Origin of the sequence: Citrobacter sp. wls714 (assembly GCF_005281025.1) — a bacterium.
In the GTDB taxonomy this organism is placed as follows: domain Bacteria; phylum Pseudomonadota; class Gammaproteobacteria; order Enterobacterales; family Enterobacteriaceae; genus Citrobacter; species Citrobacter werkmanii.
This window is the reverse complement of record NZ_SZWZ01000092.1, coordinates 1-16579: the sequence shown is the minus strand read 5'-3', so window position 1 is coordinate 16579 and position 16579 is coordinate 1. Positions and strand designations below refer to the sequence as shown.

Below are 16579 nucleotides of genomic sequence, written 5' to 3'. Positions count from 1 at the left end.
TGAAACTGGGTAATGATGTTTGATGATTTATTCTGATTCAGAACGGACTCTCTTTGTTACATGTTGGGCATGAAAGTGAAAAATGTCATCATTATCAATAAATTAATTGTTTTTGAACCTGATAAAAATCGTCTAACTTCTCTAAAGGATTACCCAGAAAGAAACATCTCGCTGCACGCGCCAGTGTCTGCCTGCCTTTTACTGCTGCTACAGCATAACCATCAGCCCGTTACCCAGAAGTATCTGTTCAGTGAAGTATGGGAAAAAAATGGGGCGATTGTCTCCACCAATGCGATATATCAGAGTATTGCGTTGATCAGGAAAGCTCTCAGAGGAGTGGGTCTGGATGAGGAAATCATATTCACTCTGCCAAAAATAGGCTTCAAAGCTGAAGCTCATGTAGTGACAATTCCTTTCGATGAGTTCATGACCGCTCGCACTGCCCGGCAGGTTGCCGTTCCGGTAGAACTCTCCCCCCCGGCAACCGCTGCAAAAAAAAATGTATTCAAGAGTAATTTTCTTCAGCGAACTATATTCATACCACTTCTTGGTGGCATATTTTTACTATTTTTCATTCTCTACTCACATCAGCATGAAAACTCTTTTTATGCTCATTACATAGATATTGGTAAATTACATGGCTGCCAGGTCTACTCGTCATGGTCAGGCAAGGAGAAAAGTACTCAAGTCTTTAACCAGTTCTACGCCAAACAAAACTTAACCTGCCCACCAGCAAAGACTGTATATATGACACTTAATAACTCACAATCCGGAACGTCTATTCTGATATGCCGCGATAAAATAAACTCCTCTCTCGCAAAGTGCAAATCATTATTTTTCATGGAGAAATATGATGACTAAGAAAATTTCTTTATTCTTATGGATTATATTTTTAGCAGGACTGGCGGCCACATTTATCATCCGCTGGCGCACGTCTACCGCGCATAAATATTTTTCCTGTGAAGCCCAATTAACATTGCAGGACCAAATCTCATCTTATGAAGTACTCATGAACTTCACTTTTTCTGGTGATTCGGGTAAATATGAAGCAACCGGTATTTACAGAGATCGACAGGGTCATGAAATAAAAACCAGTAATAAAGTGACTTTTGATTATTGGCGTAAAGGGCAAAATCTTTACCTGTTCTCAAAATCAACAAACGAACTACCTAAAAGGGATATTCCTATCCTTAGCTGGAAACCTGATTTCTTCAGGAAACACAATCGAGGACTTGCCCTGCAAGTCATACAACAGAACGCCGATGGATATTTATTTCTCTACGACCATACCCCTTTATTCTATTGTACACGTAACAACAACTGATCGATTATGAGTTTATATGTTCCTTACAATAGCGCCGTTTCCAGGCCGCTGGAGTCAGGCTGGTATGCTTGCGGAAGATTTTGCGAAAATAGCCCACGTCGTTAAATCCACATCTCCGCGCCACTTCAGTGAGCGACAGCGAATCGCTGATTAACAGTTTTTCTGCCGCCCTCACCCGTTGACGATGCAACGCTTCGGTGAGTGTCAGCCGAAAAGCGCCGCGGAAAACACGTCCCAGATAGTCGGCATTGCAATGCAGTTCTCTCGCCAGCGTTGAAGCACCAATCGGCAGGTGGAACTGGGTGTGGATCATTTGTTGCGCTTTCCATGCCAGCGCATTCCCAGGGCTATCAACAGGTTGCTCACCGGCGGCCGCGGATATTTGCTGCAAAATCAACAACAGGATCAGTTCCAGCGCCATGCTGCGATGAATGTTTTCCTGCTCGCGTAAAAACTGGCGAAACAGCGAAATAATATATTGCGGCTCGCTCACCCTGGTATGCTGAGGAATCGCAAGTAACGGTTCTGTTGATGAAGCATCGTTTCCTGTCGTTAACTCAAAGTGCAGCCAGTAAAATTTTAAATCGGGCGGAAATTGCCCGACGCCAATATGTAAGCGATGCGGCCACAGCAGCAAACTTTCTCCGGCATTCACGCAAAAAACAGTATGGCCTTCGCGAATCGTTAATGTCCCTTTTTCGACAAAGATTATTTCCCAGGATTGCAATTGCCGTGCGGGATGACTGCCGACGCCACGAGAAATAAATAACCCGCCGTTTTGCACTTTAATCGGAAGAGACATGGACAATTCGAGCATATATATTCAAATTCCCGCTTTTTGCATTAATTAAACCGACCTTTACCTTTGATTATTCACGATAAAATTGCTTTTCGCCGGATCGAAATCACATTTTCCCAATGAAGTCGGAATTGTCACCTTTTTATACTTTTCTCTTCCCTTGTTGACTCAAACATATCGTGCAAAATTAATCAGGTATTTTGCAAATTACATCCAAATAACCCGCAGCGTAGCGGGACACTTTCCGAACATCACTTCCGGGAGTTATTTATGACTTCGGCTCCGATTACGACATCTGATTTGGCACAGCGTGCACAAGACGACAAATTATCCCTTCGTGAAAAAATAGGGTATGGGTTAGGCGATGCAGGCGGGACGGTGATTACCTGCCTGATCATGAACTTCCTGACGTTCTTCTACACGGATGTCTTCGGGTTAACACCCGCGCTGGTCGGCACATTGTTTATTGCCCTGCGCGTGTTTGATGCGATTTCCGACCCCATCATGGGCGTTCTCGCCGATCGGACGCAAAGCCGCTGGGGACGCTTTCGCCCCTGGCAACTATGGGTCGCGGTTCCTATTGGCATTATTGGCGTGCTCACGTTCACCGTCCCAGACGCCAGCATGGGCGTAAAAATCGCCTGGGCATTCTGCACCTATCTGTTGCTCTCCGTCGGCTATACCGCCATCAACGTACCGTACTGTGCGCTGATTAACACCATGACCACCCGCCACAATGAGGTGATCGCCTGCCAGTCCTGGCGCTTTGTGTTGTGCGGCGTGGCGGGATTCCTTGTCTCCGTCGGCCTGCCGTGGATGGTGGATGTGCTGGGCCAGGGCAATGCCGCGCAGGGTTACCAGTTCGGTGTCGGTGTCCTGTGCGCCATCGCGGTGGTCATGTTCCTGTGCTGTTTTTTCTGGGTGCGTGAACGTGTGCCATTGGCGATGATGGGGAAATTTACCCTGCGCGAACATATTGGCGGTCTGCGCAAAAATGACCAGTTGCTGCTGATGCTGGTGATGTCGTTCCTGCTGATTAACGTCTTTAATATTCGCGGCGGCGGATATATGTATTTCATTACCTATGTGCTGGAAGGCAGCACCGCTTACACGTCGCTGTTTTTCACCATGGTAACCTTTGCCTCTATCATCGGTTCAGTGCTCGTCAGCCCGCTGACCCGACGCATTGATACCGTCAAACTCTATTACTACACCAACCTGATGTTGGCCGCGCTGGCGGTGCTGATGTGGTTCCTGCCAACCGGCCCGGCTTATCAGACATTGTGGCTGGCGATTATCCTCGGTAACGGCATTATCCTGGGCTTCACGCTACCGCTGCACTTCTCGCTGATGGCCTTCGCCGATGATTACGGCGAGTGGAAAACCGGCGTGCGCTCTTCCGGCATGAATTTCGCCTTCAACCTGTTCTTCATCAAACTGGCCTGGGCCTCCAGTGCGGGGATCATCAGCCTGTTGTTTATTTTTGTCGCCTATCATCCCGGCGCCGGTAATCAAACCGCCAGTTCTTTGCAAGGGATTACTGCCATGGAGACGCTGCTGCCCGCACTGTTCCACCTGCTGCTGGCGCTGTCTGTCCGCATCTGCAAACTCAATAACCCGATGATGTCGCGCATTGCTACCGATCTGCGTCAACGTCATGTACAGCCTTAAGGAGCACGAAATGAATGTACTGGAAGTCGACCTGCATAAGCTCACGGTCAGCGATCCGTTCCTCGGACAATATCAGCAGTTGGTGCGTGACGTGGTGATCCCCTACCAGTGGGATGCGCTCAATGACCGCATTACAGAAGCGGAGCCAAGCCATGCGATCGAGAATTTCCGCATCGCCGCAGGCCTTCAGCAAGGCGAGTTTTACGGGATGGTTTTTCAGGACAGCGACGTGGCGAAATGGCTGGAAGCCGTCGCCTGGTCGCTGTGCCAGAAGCCCGATGCGGAGCTTGAGAAAACTGCCGATGAAGTTATTGAACTGGTCGCCGCCGCCCAGTGTGATGATGGCTACCTCAATACGTATTTTACGGTCAAAGCCCCAGATGAACGCTGGACTAATCTCGCTGAGTGCCATGAGTTGTACTGTGCGGGTCATTTGATTGAAGCGGGCGTTGCTTTCTACCAGGCGACGGGAAAACGTCGTCTGTTAGAGGTGGTGTGCCGCCTGGCAGATCATATCGACAGCGTTTTTGGGCTGGGAAAGAATCAACTGCGCGGCTACCCCGGACACCCGGAAATCGAGCTGGCATTAATGCGTTTGTACGAAGTCACTCAGCAACCACGCTATATGGCGCTGGTAAATTACTTTGTTGAGCAACGCGGTGCGCAACCTCATTTTTATGACGAAGAGTACGAAAAACGCGGCCAAACGTCTTACTGGCACACCTACGGTCCGGCGTGGATGGTGAAGGATAAGCCCTATAGCCAGGCACACCAGCCTGTTTCAGAGCAGCAAGAGGCTATCGGTCATGCCGTACGTTTTGTTTATCTGATGACCGGCGTGGCGCATCTGGCACGCCTAAGTCAGGACGAAAGCAAGCGTCAGGATTGTTTGCGTCTGTGGAACAATATGGCCCAGCGTCAGTTGTATATTACCGGCGGGATCGGTTCGCAAAGCAGCGGCGAAGCGTTTAGCAGCGATTACGATCTACCCAACGATTCCGTCTATGCCGAAAGCTGCGCCTCAATCGGGCTGATGATGTTCGCCCGCCGGATGCTGGAAATGGAAGCAGACAGCCAGTATGCCGACGTGATGGAGCGCGCCCTGTATAACACCGTACTTGGCGGCATGGCGCTGGACGGGAAGCACTTCTTCTACGTTAACCCGCTGGAGGTGCATCCTAAATCTTTAAAATTCAATCATATTTACGACCATGTGAAGCCCGTTCGCCAGCGCTGGTTTGGCTGCGCCTGCTGCCCGCCCAATATCGCCCGCGTACTCACTTCTATTGGCCATTACATCTATACGCCACGTCAGGACGCACTGTATATCAACATGTATGTGGGCAATAGCATGGAAGTTCCTGTGGCAGACGGCGTGCTTAAACTGCGCATTAACGGAAATTACCCGTGGCATGAGCAGGTAACAATCGCCATTGAATCACCGCTGCCGGTCGATCATACCCTGGCGTTACGCCTGCCGGACTGGTGTACCGCGCCGCAGATTTTGCTGAATGGTCAACCGGTTGCACAAGATGTACGTAAAGGCTATTTGCACATCAGCCGAACCTGGCGGGAGGGGGATACGCTAAGCCTGACCCTGCCGATGCCCGTGCGTCGCGTATACGGAAACCCACTGGTGCGCCATGTTGCCGGTAAGGTCGCCATTCAGCGTGGGCCGCTGGTGTATTGCCTGGAGCAGGCCGACAACGGCGAAGAGTTGCATAACCTGTGGCTGCCAAAAGAGAGTGAGTTCAGGGTCTTTGAGGGTAAGGGACTGTTCAGCCATAAGATGTTAATTCAGGCGGAAGGCGTGAAGCAAAGTACCCACAATGCGGCACAACAAGCGTTGTGGCACTACGATATTTCACCAGCTTCGCGTCAGGCGCATACGCTGACGTTCATTCCGTGGTTTAGCTGGGCAAACCGTGGTGAAGGCGAAATGCGAATCTGGATAAACGAGCAGTAACGATGACGACGGATGGCGGCAGTTAGCCCCATCCGTCAAAGCATCATGAAAAGATTGCCCTCCTCCCTGAGGACAAACGGGTGAGAATCAGAAACGCCAGGTCAGACCGGACATCAAGGTAAAGCTGTCATCGCGATCAACCATCGGGCTATTTTTAATGTCATCCGGCAGCACGCTATAGTTGGCGCTGGCCAGCAGCGTCAGGTTGCTGGTCAACGCGTATTTAGCGGACAGGCCAACATACGGTGTCCAGCTGTCCCCTGGGGAGTAGCTTGATAACCCACTACGGCGGGATTCATTGCCAGAGATGCCGTAGTAATATTCGTTGAAGTTTTCGTCATAGTAGAGCACGCCAATCGCCGGCGTCAGCGTCAGCTTGCCCATTGGCATTTGGCGGAACATAGACATTTCCGCCACCCAGCCATTGCTGTTATCCAGCACATCCGCTGCGGCAGAGACCTTCACACTGCCCCATTTTTCATGGTGATACCATGCGGCACCCGCCATCGCGGTTGCATCACGCTTGTCCAGCTGCTTCATCGCATGATCGTCGTTATCACCGGGATCAAACTCAAGCGGCATGTAAGAAGCAGTAATGCTAAATTCATTACTTTCACTTTTTGAAAGAATATAGCCTAACGTTGTTTGCCTAAAATAAAATGATTCACTTTCATAACTGATAAGCGGTACTGCATGAACATTATCATTATATCCACGATAAGGAGATTCATTATATACAGCGCCACCGCCAATAGAAAACTCTGCGGCAGTTGCACTCGCCATAAAAGAAAAGGCGAACAGCGCCACAATATTGCGTTTAATTAACATGCCAACATTCCATTTTAAAATAAGCCACAAAGCGGGTGCATAATAATGCTTACAATTTCATCGATGCAACTTCCATATTTATATAGTAATATATACAAACATATATATATTGGGTTTGGCGATGAACAAATTACAACTCAAACACCGGGAACTGAAGATTATTTCGGTAATTGCTGCCAGTGAAAACATCAGTCATGCCGCTACGGTTCTCGGCATCGCACAGGCTAATGTCAGCAAGTACCTTGCTGATTTTGAATCAAAAGTTGGGTTAAAGGTCTTTGATCGCACCACCCGACAGTTGACCCTGACGCCCTTTGGTGTAGCGCTGCTACCTTACATCAATGACATGCTGGACAGAAACGATCAGCTAAATAGTTTCATCGCTGATTATAAGCATGAAAAACGTGGCAAGGTAACGGTATATGCACCAACCGGAATTATTGCTTACTTATCGCAACATGTTATTGCAAAAATTCAGGATATCGGTGGTATTACTCTCTCGCTGAAAACCTGCAATCTTGAACGGAAAGCATTTTATGAAGGTGTAGACTTCCCGGATGATTGTGACGTTTTAATTACCTATGCGCATCCTAAAGATGAATCACTGGTCGCCAGCTTTATTACCAAATATGCAGTGATGGCGTTTGCCAGCCCTGAATATATCAAACAGCATCCCATTAACAGCCCTGATGAGCTGGAAAATCATTCCTGTATTTTAATCGATTCCATGATGATTGATGAGGCCAATATCTGGCGCTTCAGCTCCGCGGGCGGCAAGGAAATGCATGATTATCGGGTGACCGGAAACTACGTCTGTGACAATACGCAATCCGCGCTGGCGCTGGCGCGTAATCATCTGGGCATTGTTTTTGCGCCTTATGCGAGTATACAAAAAGATGTTCAGTCCGGATTGTTGGTTCCCTGTTTCTCCGAACAGCACGAATGGTGGCTGGATTTGGTGGCGATTTTCCGCAAGCGTGAATATCAGCCCTGGCGTGTACAGTTTATTCTCGACGCAATGTTAGCGGAGATACGTCAGCAGCTTACTCAGACGCTACAGCTGTCTGAGTAAGCAAAATAGCCTGCACCTAGTGGTCGAGATACAGGTAATGCACCCAACTGGTCATCCGCAACAAGACTTTGCGCATGATTGACACATGTTCGAAGTGGTCAGAGTAAACGGCGACCTGGGCGTAAATCCCATCAGGTAACGCGCTCACGTCCGCATTGTCGTTCAGTTCAATCGTGGCGATCACCCCTTCTGAACCGGGCGTAGAGTTTAATGATTGCAACGCCCCGTTCGACTGGTATGTACCACCCGGTACAGCCGGGCTGATAGCAGCCAGTTTGCCGCTAAATACCTTCCCCGGCAGGGCGTTAAACACCACTTCTGCTTCATCGCCTGGCTCCAGTCGCAGCAGCGAGTTTTGACGGAACTGGGCGATAATTTGCCGTTTCTGTTCCGGGATAAACACCATCACCGGACGCATAGGCAGCGCGGCGGCATAGGTTCCGGGGCGCATCAGCACCTGCGTAACGTAACCATCGCTGGGCGCACGAACCACGGTCTGGTCAAGGTTAAACTCCGCTTCGGCGAGTTGTGCCTTCAGGCTGGCAATTTGCGAATTTTCACCCAGTACCAGGCTGTCTAACTGGCTCTGGATTTGCTGTTGCTCCGCAATAGACGATTTCACCGATGCTTCCTGCGCCAGATAGTTTTGACGAGCCGCATCGATATCGCGTTCAGAAAAAGGGTTGACCTTCGCCTGACTCCCCTGCGCATAGCGCTGGTAATCTTTTGCCAGCTTGTCACGCGTCGCCTTTGCCCGCTGCGTATTAGCTTTCATTTCGTCTAGCTGCGCAACCAGTGCCTGCTCTTTATGCTGAGCGGTGACAATGTCGGCTTTCAGACGATCAACCCGCGCCTGATAACGTCCTGGATTAAGTTTAAACAGAACTTCGCCTTTTTTGATCAGCGTATTCTTCTTATCCGTCACTTCCGTTACAACACCCGTGACCTGCGGCACCACGGGAATAGAAATTACCGCTTTTTGCGCCTTAAAGGTATACGGATGGTTATAATTCATCAGTAATATAAGTCCGCAAACAATGAAAATACCACCCAATGCCGCAGTGGGTACCGTCCATTTATTTACAGGAATTTTAAAAATTTTAAATATCGACCATGCGCATGCCACATAGGTCAGAACAATCAGTAAATCCATCGATATTACTCCGCCGGAGAGGTCTTAACCTCACCCAGTTTCTTTTCCAGATCGGCAACCCGCGCCTGAAGCTGGATCAGGGAAGAATCCGCGCTCTGCATACCCCACCCGCGCTCCGGGCGATAAAGCGTTGCCCAGATCCATAAAAAGGGCCAAATAACATGTAAGGTAAACAAGCTAACCCAGCCCGCAACATGTATAGCGTCGGCATGAGGATGGTTACGTTTCTTTGCAATGAGATAGGGAATATCATGCAGAATAATAATCCCGTAAAAAATGACCAGGAATACAAAAATAAGCACTCCTAATGCAAAATAATCAAGGAACATATTTGCCTCAGGGATTTAAATTAAAGAACTTGGCTGCTATTTATTTAAAAAATAGAGTTGATAATAGTAGTGGAATGACCAGATTGGATGCAATGGGGTTATTTATATAACGATATATGACTTTCTATATACCCGTCGTCTTTCGAACTGCTTCTTTGTTGGTTGCGTACGTTCACCCCAGTCACTTACCGGAGTAAGCTCCTGGAGATTCCCTCTCTTACCGCCTCGAAGCAACACGAAATCCATAGGGTATATTTTTCATACTTTAAGCTGCAGGACATAACTTGATGCCCGGTACGCTAAATGCGACCGGGCAGTAAGTGACGGGATATTAAAACAGCCCCAGCGGTTTATCCGAGTAGCTCACCAGCAGGCATTTGGTTTGTTGATAATGCTCAAGCATCATTTTGTGTGTCTCGCGCCCAATGCCCGACTGCTTATAGCCGCCGAACGCCGCATGTGCCGGATAAGCATGGTAGCAGTTGGTCCAGACACGCCCCGCCTGAATCCCGCGGCCCATCTTGTACGCGAGATTTCCGTTACGGCTCCAGACGCCAGCGCCAAGTCCATATTGGGTGTCATTGGCAATTTCCAGCGCTTCGTCCATGGTTTTAAAGGTCGTAACAGCCAGTACCGGGCCGAAGATCTCCTCCTGGAAAACCCGCATATTGTTCTTGCCAAACAGAATGGTCGGTTCGAGGTAGTACCCCTCCTTTAACTCACCATCCAGCTGCTTGCGCCGTCCACCGGTCAGGATATCCGCCCCTTCTTTCTTACCAATATCGATGTAATTCAGAATGGTTTCCAGTTGACCATGTGAAACCTGCGCCCCCATTTGTGTCACGCTGTCTAACGGGTTGCCGCTGCGGATGCTCTCCACCCGGCGAATGGCTCTTTCCATAAAGCGTTCGTAAATGGATTCCTGCACCAGCGCGCGGCTCGGACAGGTACACACTTCGCCCTGGTTAAAGGCAAATAGCGCAAAGCCTTCCAGCGCTTTGTCAAAGAACGCATCTTCTTCATCCATCACGTCCGCGAAGAAGATATTGGGCGATTTCCCACCCAGCTCCAGCGTGACGGGAATAATGTTCTGCGTGGCATACTGCATGATCTGCTGGCCGACTTCCGTTGAGCCGGTAAACGCCACTTTTGCGATACGTTTAGACGTCGCCAGATACTCACCGATTTCCCCACCCGCGCCGTTTACCACGTTCACGACACCAGGCGGGAGCAGATCGCCGATGACCTCCATCAGCAGCAGCACAGACAGCGGCGTCAGGCGCGCAGGTTTAAGCACCACGCAGTTACCCGCCGCCAGCGCGGGCGCCATCTTCCAACTGGCCATTAGCAGCGGGAAGTTCCACGGGATAATTTGCCCGACCACGCCAAGAGGCTCATGGAAATGATAAGCCACGGTCTCACTATCAACCTCGCTGATCCCCCCTTCCTGCGCACGAATACAGGAGGCGAAATAGCGGAAATGGTCAATCGCCAGCGGCACGTCTGCCGCGCTGGTTTCACGGATGGGCTTACCGTTATCCCAGGTTTCTGCCGTCGCCAGCAGCTCCAGGTTTTGTTCCATACGATCGGCGATTTTGAACAGAATCGCCGCTCTGTCCTGTACGGATGTTTGCGCCCATTTATCTTTTATTTTGTGCGCGGCATCCAGTGCCAGATCGATATCCTTCTTACCGGAAGAGGCCACTTCGCACAGCAATTGCCCGGTGACCGGCGTCAGGTTTTGGTAATACTCGCCGTCCACCGGCGCGACCCAGTCTCCGCCGATAAAGTTATCGTATCGGGCTTTTAACTTCAGAGGGTAACCATACTCGCCGGGATAAATACGCGTTGAAGGGGGGTTATTGGTCATGACCGTCTCCTTGCTGTAGGGGTACTACAAGGGTAGACGGGGCTGGCGAATAATTCGCCAGCCTTTTACTGCTTTACGACAGGTATCACGAATTACATCGCAGCACGATAAATCGCCATGATTTCTTCATGTGTCGCCTGAATCGGATTAGTGAAACCACAGGCATCTTTCAGGGCATTGGTCGCCAGAACGGCAAAATCTTCTTCCTTCACGTTTAGCTCACGCAGACCAGCCGGAATATTCACTTTCTGCGCCAGTTCACGGATCGCCGCGATACAGGCTTCCGCCCCTTGCTCTGCACTCAGTCCAGCAACGTTAACGCCCATCGCAGCCGCGCAATCACGCAGACGAGCGGCAGCAACTTTGCTGTTGAAAACCTGCACATGCGGCAGCAGCACGGCGTTACATACACCGTGTGGCAGATCGTAGAAGCCACCCAACTGGTGCGCCATGGCGTGCACGTAACCCAAAGAGGCGTTGTTAAATGCCATACCTGCAAGGAATTGCGCATAAGCCATGGCTTCACGCGCCTGAGCATTGCTGCCATCTTCAACGGCAACTGGCAGGTTTTCCGCAATCATGGTGACCGCTTTCAGCGCACACGCATCGGTAATCGGGGTCGCAGCAATAGAAACGTAGGCTTCGATAGCGTGGGTCAACGCATCCATACCGGTGGCCGCCGTCAGAGATTTCGGCATACCGACCATCAGCGAGGAGTCATTGACCGACAGCAGCGGAGTGACGTGCTTGTCGACAATCGCCATTTTAATATGGCGTTCTTCATCGGTAATGATGCAGAAACGGGTCATTTCAGATGCTGTACCCGCCGTGGTGTTAATGGCAATCATCGGCAACTGCGGTTTTGCAGAGCGGTCAACGCCTTCGTAATCACCGATATAGCCACCGTTAGCGGCCACCAGCGCGATACCTTTCGCACAATCGTGTGGCGAACCGCCGCCGAGAGAAATAACGCTATCGCAGTCGTTTTCTTTCAGCATTTTCAGGCCAGCAGCAACGTTGCTGGTCGTGGGGTTAGGATGCGTACCATCGTAAATTACGCTGAAAATACCATGTTCCTGTAATGCCTTTTGAATCTCACCAGCCATACCTAATTTGGTCAACATGGCATCCGTGACAATTAGCGTGCGGCGAAAACCATATTCAGCCATGGTTTTCATCGCATCTTTTAATGAATCAGCGCCGATTACATTCACGGAAGGAATAAAAAATGTTGAAGCAGCCATTGTACGATCCTTAATTACTCAAAAGAGTCAGGAAGCATACGTGTGAAATTTCCAACAAAATATGATCGAGGTTGTTATTTTAATAACATTCAGAATAAAAGAGCACATTAGGTTCATAATCTAATGTGCTGATTTCAATCAATATATATATTGTATTAATTCATTTGATTTCTGAATTAATTGTTTCATTATTTTTCAGGAAACAGTAATGCATCGCGTAATAAATGATCATTTCCGCGACGACGCGTAAAACCAATCCGGTCAAAATATTCCAGAATCTGGATAGCTAATTTACGCCCCACATTAAGCCTGTCGCGAAAATCGGCGGCGCAGGTCGATCCTTTCTCCTGATCCAGTTCGCGGATCATGTTGGCGAAGGCCACAATCCGATCGTTACGGTAATAACGATCTTTCACGATCGCAGTAATAATGCCTTGCTGCGCCGCTTGTCGTAATGCCACGCGCATCATTTGCTCATCCGTTCCCGTTTGTTTTGCCAGGTCGCGCACCCACCACGGCTCATCGCCAAAAAGCGGTTCTGCTTTTTGCCAGATAGCCTGCTGTTCATCGCTGAAACCCGCCTTGTGATCCGGCAAATGCAGCCAACCGTGATGGCTATGGATAGCGCCGCTCTCGCGCATCTTTTCAATCAGCAGCAATACCAGCGCTTCATCTTCCATCGGCAACGCCATACGACGCAGGCGTTCGCGCCCTGGCCCTGGCTCATCACGGTGCTGTTCGTGATAGGTCGCCAGCGTATCGAGGACTTTTCGCTGCCAGCGCGCGGCAACGGGCGCATTCAACAGGCTGTACCCCGCCTGAATAAAACCATGTTGCTCAATCAACGGGCGCATCCCATTGCCGTTGAGCTGGCGCGCCCAGGCAAAGTCAGGAATATTCACCGCCCCACGCGTCAGATGCAGCGCCAGGGCGTCGCCGTCGCTGCGTGCATTTTCGAGCGCCGACAGCCACTGCAGATATTCCGGTTTACGCTTTCCGCGGCGCGGTGGGTTGAGCGTGACGACGCGTGCGCCAGCCAGCGTCGTGCGGGCAGAAATATCGCGCAGCACCAGGCGGTCGTTATCGGCGAGCCACAACGGTGTATCAAACACCAGTTCCGCCAGCGTACCTTCAAGCAATGAGATGCGCCCGGTGACATGGCTGGCCGCGTGGTGAATATGCAGCGGTTGCCACTGCGTCAGCGGCGCGGCATGTTCTAAAGAGACAATCACGCGGTTAAAAGCCTCTGGCGGGACATCGGAAAGCAGCCAGTCGCCGCGGTTAAGCTCTTCTTTTTGCGCATCACCGGCAATATTCAGCGCAATACGCTGCCCGGCATGAGCATGCTCAGTGGCCTGGTTTTGCGCATGCAGGCTACGTACGCGCATTGGCTTGTTGACGCCCGTCAGCCACAGCGTATCCCCGACATTCACTTCACCGCTGAGCGCCGTCCCGGTCACCACCAGCCCTGCGCCCTTGACCGTAAAAGCACGGTCAATCGCCAGGCGGAAGCTGTGATCGCGGGCATGCTCGCGTGAGGTTAATTGCAATAAATGGTCGCGCAGTTCTTCGATCCCACGGCCTTCACTGGCGGCAGTCACAAACAGAGCCGCATCGGCAAAACCATAGTTTTCCAGCGTGGTGCGTACCTCTTCACGCACCGTATTGATGCGTTCCTCATCCACGCGATCGGCTTTTGTAAGCGCCACGGTGATTTGCGGATTGCCCGTCAGTTGCAGAATTTGCAAATGTTCACGCGTTTGCGCCATCACGCCGTCATCACAGGCGACGACCAGCAGCGCGTGGTCGATACCGCCTACACCCGCCAGCATGTTGGACAAAAACTTTTCGTGTCCGGGAACATCAATAAACCCCAACACCTGCCCATCCGGCTGCGGCCAGTAGGCATAGCCGAGATCGATGGTCATGCCACGCTTTTTTTCCTCCGGCAGACGGTCGGCATTCACGCCCGTAATTGCCTGTAATAACGTTGTTTTTCCGTGGTCAACGTGTCCGGCGGTCGCAATAATCATTTCAGCATCATCTCCATAAACCGGGTCTCGTCTTCAAGGCAGCGCAGATCCAGCCACATGCGGCCATCATAAATTCGCCCAATGATCGGCACGGGCAGCGCACGCCAGCGGGCGGCCAGTGCGTCGAGGCGGCTACCGCGCCCGTCATGCGGGGTAAAGGTCAATGCCGCGCTGGGTAACCTGTCAACAGGCAACGAACCGCTACCAATCTGCGACAGGCAAGGCATCACATTCAAAGCAAACTCGTCGCTGTAACGATCGGCAAGCTGCGCCTGTAATTGCTGGGCCTGCGCGTAAATCGCCTCTTGCGAGCGAGTGAGCTGGCGTAATGTCGGCAGCTTCGCCGCCAGCGCTTCCGGGTGCAGATACAGACGCAGCGTTGCTTCCAGCGCCGCCAGCGTCATTTTATCTGCCCGTAACGCACGTTTCAGCGGATGGCTCTGCAAGCGGGCGATCATCTCTTTTTTACCGACGATAATCCCGGCCTGCGGCCCGCCCAGCAGTTTGTCGCCAGAGAAGCTCACCAGACTCACGCCTGCGGCAATCAGTTGCTGCGGCATTGGCTCCTGCGGCAAACCATACTGGCTGAGATCGACCAGCGAACCGCTGCCGAGATCCGCCACCACAGGTACATCCAGCTCCCGGCCAATGGCGGCCAGCTCAGCCTCATCCACCGACTTCGTAAAGCCTTCGATGCTGTAATTACTGGTGTGCACCTTCATCAGCAGGCCGGTATTTTCATTCACCGCCTGGCGGTAATCTTTCGCGTGGGTGCGGTTGGTGGTCCCCACTTCGCGCAGCATACATCCGGCCTGACACATCACATCAGGAATACGAAACGCGCCGCCAATTTCCACCAGTTCACCGCGCGAAACGACCACCTCTTTGCCGTTAGCCGTGGCAGCCAGCATCAGCAGCACCGCTGCCGCATTGTTATTCACGATACAAGCGTCTTCGGCCCCCGTCAGGCGACAGAGTAAATCCGCCAACGCCCGATCCCGATGTCCGCGCCCGGCATCATCCAGGCTGTATTCCAGCGTCACCGGCGTGCGCATCGCCTGCACCACCGCATCGATGGCTTCCTCGGCCTGCAACGCACGACCCAGGTTAGTATGCAGCACCGTTCCGGTCAGGTTAATCACTGGACGCAGCGCGCTTTGCGATTCTCTTTCCAGCCTGGCTCTGGCTTCTTGCGCCCAGTCCTCACACCATGCCGGGAGCGCGTGGGCGTCGCGAATGGCTTCTCTGGCTTCGTCGAGCATATGACGTAGCAGGTCAACTACCCGGGTATGACCGTGGGATTCACGTAAGGCTGAGAAAGCGCTATCGCGCAATAAACGATCGATAGCAGGAAGCTGGCTGTAGAGTGAACGCATGTCGGTTGTCATGAAAGGGCCTGGCTGTTGGTGGCCCTCTCCACCGTGGAGAGGGATATCGATATAGGAAGGATTGTATCGTGACTTTGCTCAGGCGGACATAACGTGTATCAAGCCTTTGGCGGTTCCGTACGGGCAAAACTTTCGCGCTGAAAGAGCGTTTCCACCAGTTTGACCAGACGCGGGCGGTCCACACACCAGCCGGGCGCGACCCGACGGAAATTGAGATAGCCGACAGCGCAGGCAATCGCAATGGTGGCCAGGTTAACCGTATCAGTTTTCAGCGTACCGTCCGCCAGATAGCCTTCCAGCACATCCAGACTGCGTGTGATCTTCTCCCGCTGGCGTAACAACTCAGTTTCTGACTGCTGTGCGGCGGGGCGAGCCTGTTCGCGTACCGAGACTAAACCGGCATCCATAATGCCGTCTGCCAGCGCCTCCAACTGCCGTACCTTCAGCGCCGCCAGCGGTTCACGCGGCAACATAGCCGGCGCAATATCCAGCAGCTCTATGTATTCCGCGATGATTGGAGAATCAAACCAATACTCACCCTCATCAGTAACCAGCGCGGGCACTTTTCCTAACGGGTTATAGCGCGCCACGCCGCTATCCGCGTTGTAGGGGAGTTCATTTACAAATTCGAAGGTGATGCCCTTTTCCAGTAACAGAATAGAAATTTTACGCACAAAAGGGCTGGTATAGCTGCCAATGAGTTTCATGCCGGGTCCTTTTTGCCAACAAAAATATCAGTATGGCTCAGACGGAGACAAATGGCAGATGATAGCTTCCATTCTTACTGTTTTACTTATGACCTAAACGTTTTCTTAATTTCAGCTGCTTTTTATACAACATGCTTTTCGCTGAGTTATTCAGGACGTATGGTTCTCTGCAAACGTATCAATACGTCACGGAGA

Annotated in this window: 14 protein-coding genes; 5 read left to right on the top strand and 9 right to left on the bottom strand. The window is 51.4% G+C overall.

The window, feature by feature from the left end:
• The first annotated feature begins 60 nt into the window (after positions 1-60).
• Positions 61-861, top strand: coding sequence for a winged helix-turn-helix domain-containing protein (locus FDX11_RS18800; RefSeq protein ID WP_052511198.1), 801 nt, complete (start codon positions 61-63; stop codon positions 859-861).
• The gene (locus tag FDX11_RS18795; protein ID WP_137349121.1) at positions 851-1324 is read left to right on the top strand and encodes a hypothetical protein; all 474 of its coding nucleotides are present in this window, start codon (positions 851-853) and stop codon (positions 1322-1324) included. Before FDX11_RS18800 ends, FDX11_RS18795 begins: the two co-directional genes overlap by 11 nt.
• A gap of 4 nt (positions 1325-1328) precedes the next feature.
• Here FDX11_RS18795 and FDX11_RS18790 read toward each other — a convergent pair whose 3' ends face one another.
• Complete coding sequence (locus tag FDX11_RS18790) at positions 1329-2141, bottom strand: AraC family transcriptional regulator (RefSeq protein ID WP_042311635.1); 813 nt, start codon at positions 2139-2141, stop codon at positions 1329-1331.
• 252 nt (positions 2142-2393) lie between these two features.
• Between FDX11_RS18790 and FDX11_RS18785 the strand changes: the two genes are divergently transcribed.
• Positions 2394-3794 (top strand): MFS transporter, encoded by a 1401-nt coding sequence (locus FDX11_RS18785; protein WP_137398363.1) that lies wholly within the window; start codon positions 2394-2396, stop codon positions 3792-3794.
• A gap of 10 nt (positions 3795-3804) precedes the next feature.
• Complete coding sequence (locus tag FDX11_RS18780) at positions 3805-5760, top strand: glycoside hydrolase family 127 protein (protein ID WP_042311633.1); 1956 nt, start codon at positions 3805-3807, stop codon at positions 5758-5760.
• A gap of 87 nt (positions 5761-5847) precedes the next feature.
• Here the strand turns inward: FDX11_RS18780 and FDX11_RS18775 are convergent, their stop codons facing one another.
• Positions 5848-6588, bottom strand: coding sequence for a MipA/OmpV family protein (locus FDX11_RS18775; RefSeq protein ID WP_038635252.1), 741 nt, complete (start codon positions 6586-6588; stop codon positions 5848-5850).
• A 121-nt stretch (positions 6589-6709) separates the two neighbouring features.
• Here FDX11_RS18775 and FDX11_RS18770 point away from each other — a divergent pair, with 121 nt between their 5' ends.
• On the top strand, positions 6710-7660 hold the full coding sequence (locus tag FDX11_RS18770) for a LysR family transcriptional regulator (protein ID WP_042311631.1): 951 nt from the start codon (positions 6710-6712) through the stop codon (positions 7658-7660).
• 16 nt (positions 7661-7676) lie between these two features.
• On the opposite strand, the gene FDX11_RS18765 is transcribed toward FDX11_RS18770, so the two are convergent.
• The 7 genes from FDX11_RS18765 to FDX11_RS18735 all read right to left on the bottom strand — a co-directional run bounded on the left by FDX11_RS18765 (position 7677) and on the right by FDX11_RS18735 (position 16384).
• On the bottom strand, positions 7677-8813 hold the full coding sequence (locus FDX11_RS18765; RefSeq protein WP_042311628.1) for an HlyD family secretion protein: 1137 nt from the start codon (positions 8811-8813) through the stop codon (positions 7677-7679).
• Positions 8814-8818: 5 nt separating this feature from the next.
• Positions 8819-9142: a DUF3302 domain-containing protein gene (locus FDX11_RS18760; protein WP_042311625.1), complete on the bottom strand. Its 324-nt coding sequence runs from the start codon at positions 9140-9142 to the stop codon at positions 8819-8821.
• A gap of 331 nt (positions 9143-9473) precedes the next feature.
• Complete coding sequence (gene aldB, locus FDX11_RS18755) at positions 9474-11012, bottom strand: aldehyde dehydrogenase AldB (RefSeq protein ID WP_137398362.1); 1539 nt, start codon at positions 11010-11012, stop codon at positions 9474-9476.
• A 92-nt stretch (positions 11013-11104) separates the two neighbouring features.
• Positions 11105-12256, bottom strand: a complete 1152-nt coding sequence (gene yiaY / locus FDX11_RS18750; RefSeq protein ID WP_137349124.1) for an L-threonine dehydrogenase — start codon at positions 12254-12256, stop codon at positions 11105-11107.
• A gap of 188 nt (positions 12257-12444) precedes the next feature.
• The gene (selB, locus tag FDX11_RS18745; RefSeq protein ID WP_042311620.1) at positions 12445-14289 is read right to left on the bottom strand and encodes a selenocysteine-specific translation elongation factor; all 1845 of its coding nucleotides are present in this window, start codon (positions 14287-14289) and stop codon (positions 12445-12447) included.
• Complete coding sequence (gene selA / locus FDX11_RS18740) at positions 14286-15677, bottom strand: L-seryl-tRNA(Sec) selenium transferase (RefSeq protein ID WP_061380923.1); 1392 nt, start codon at positions 15675-15677, stop codon at positions 14286-14288. Before selA ends, selB begins: the two co-directional genes overlap by 4 nt.
• 98 nt (positions 15678-15775) lie before the next feature.
• Positions 15776-16384, bottom strand: coding sequence for a glutathione S-transferase (locus tag FDX11_RS18735; RefSeq protein WP_006687581.1), 609 nt, complete (start codon positions 16382-16384; stop codon positions 15776-15778).
• Between the last annotated feature and the right edge of the window lie 195 nt (positions 16385-16579).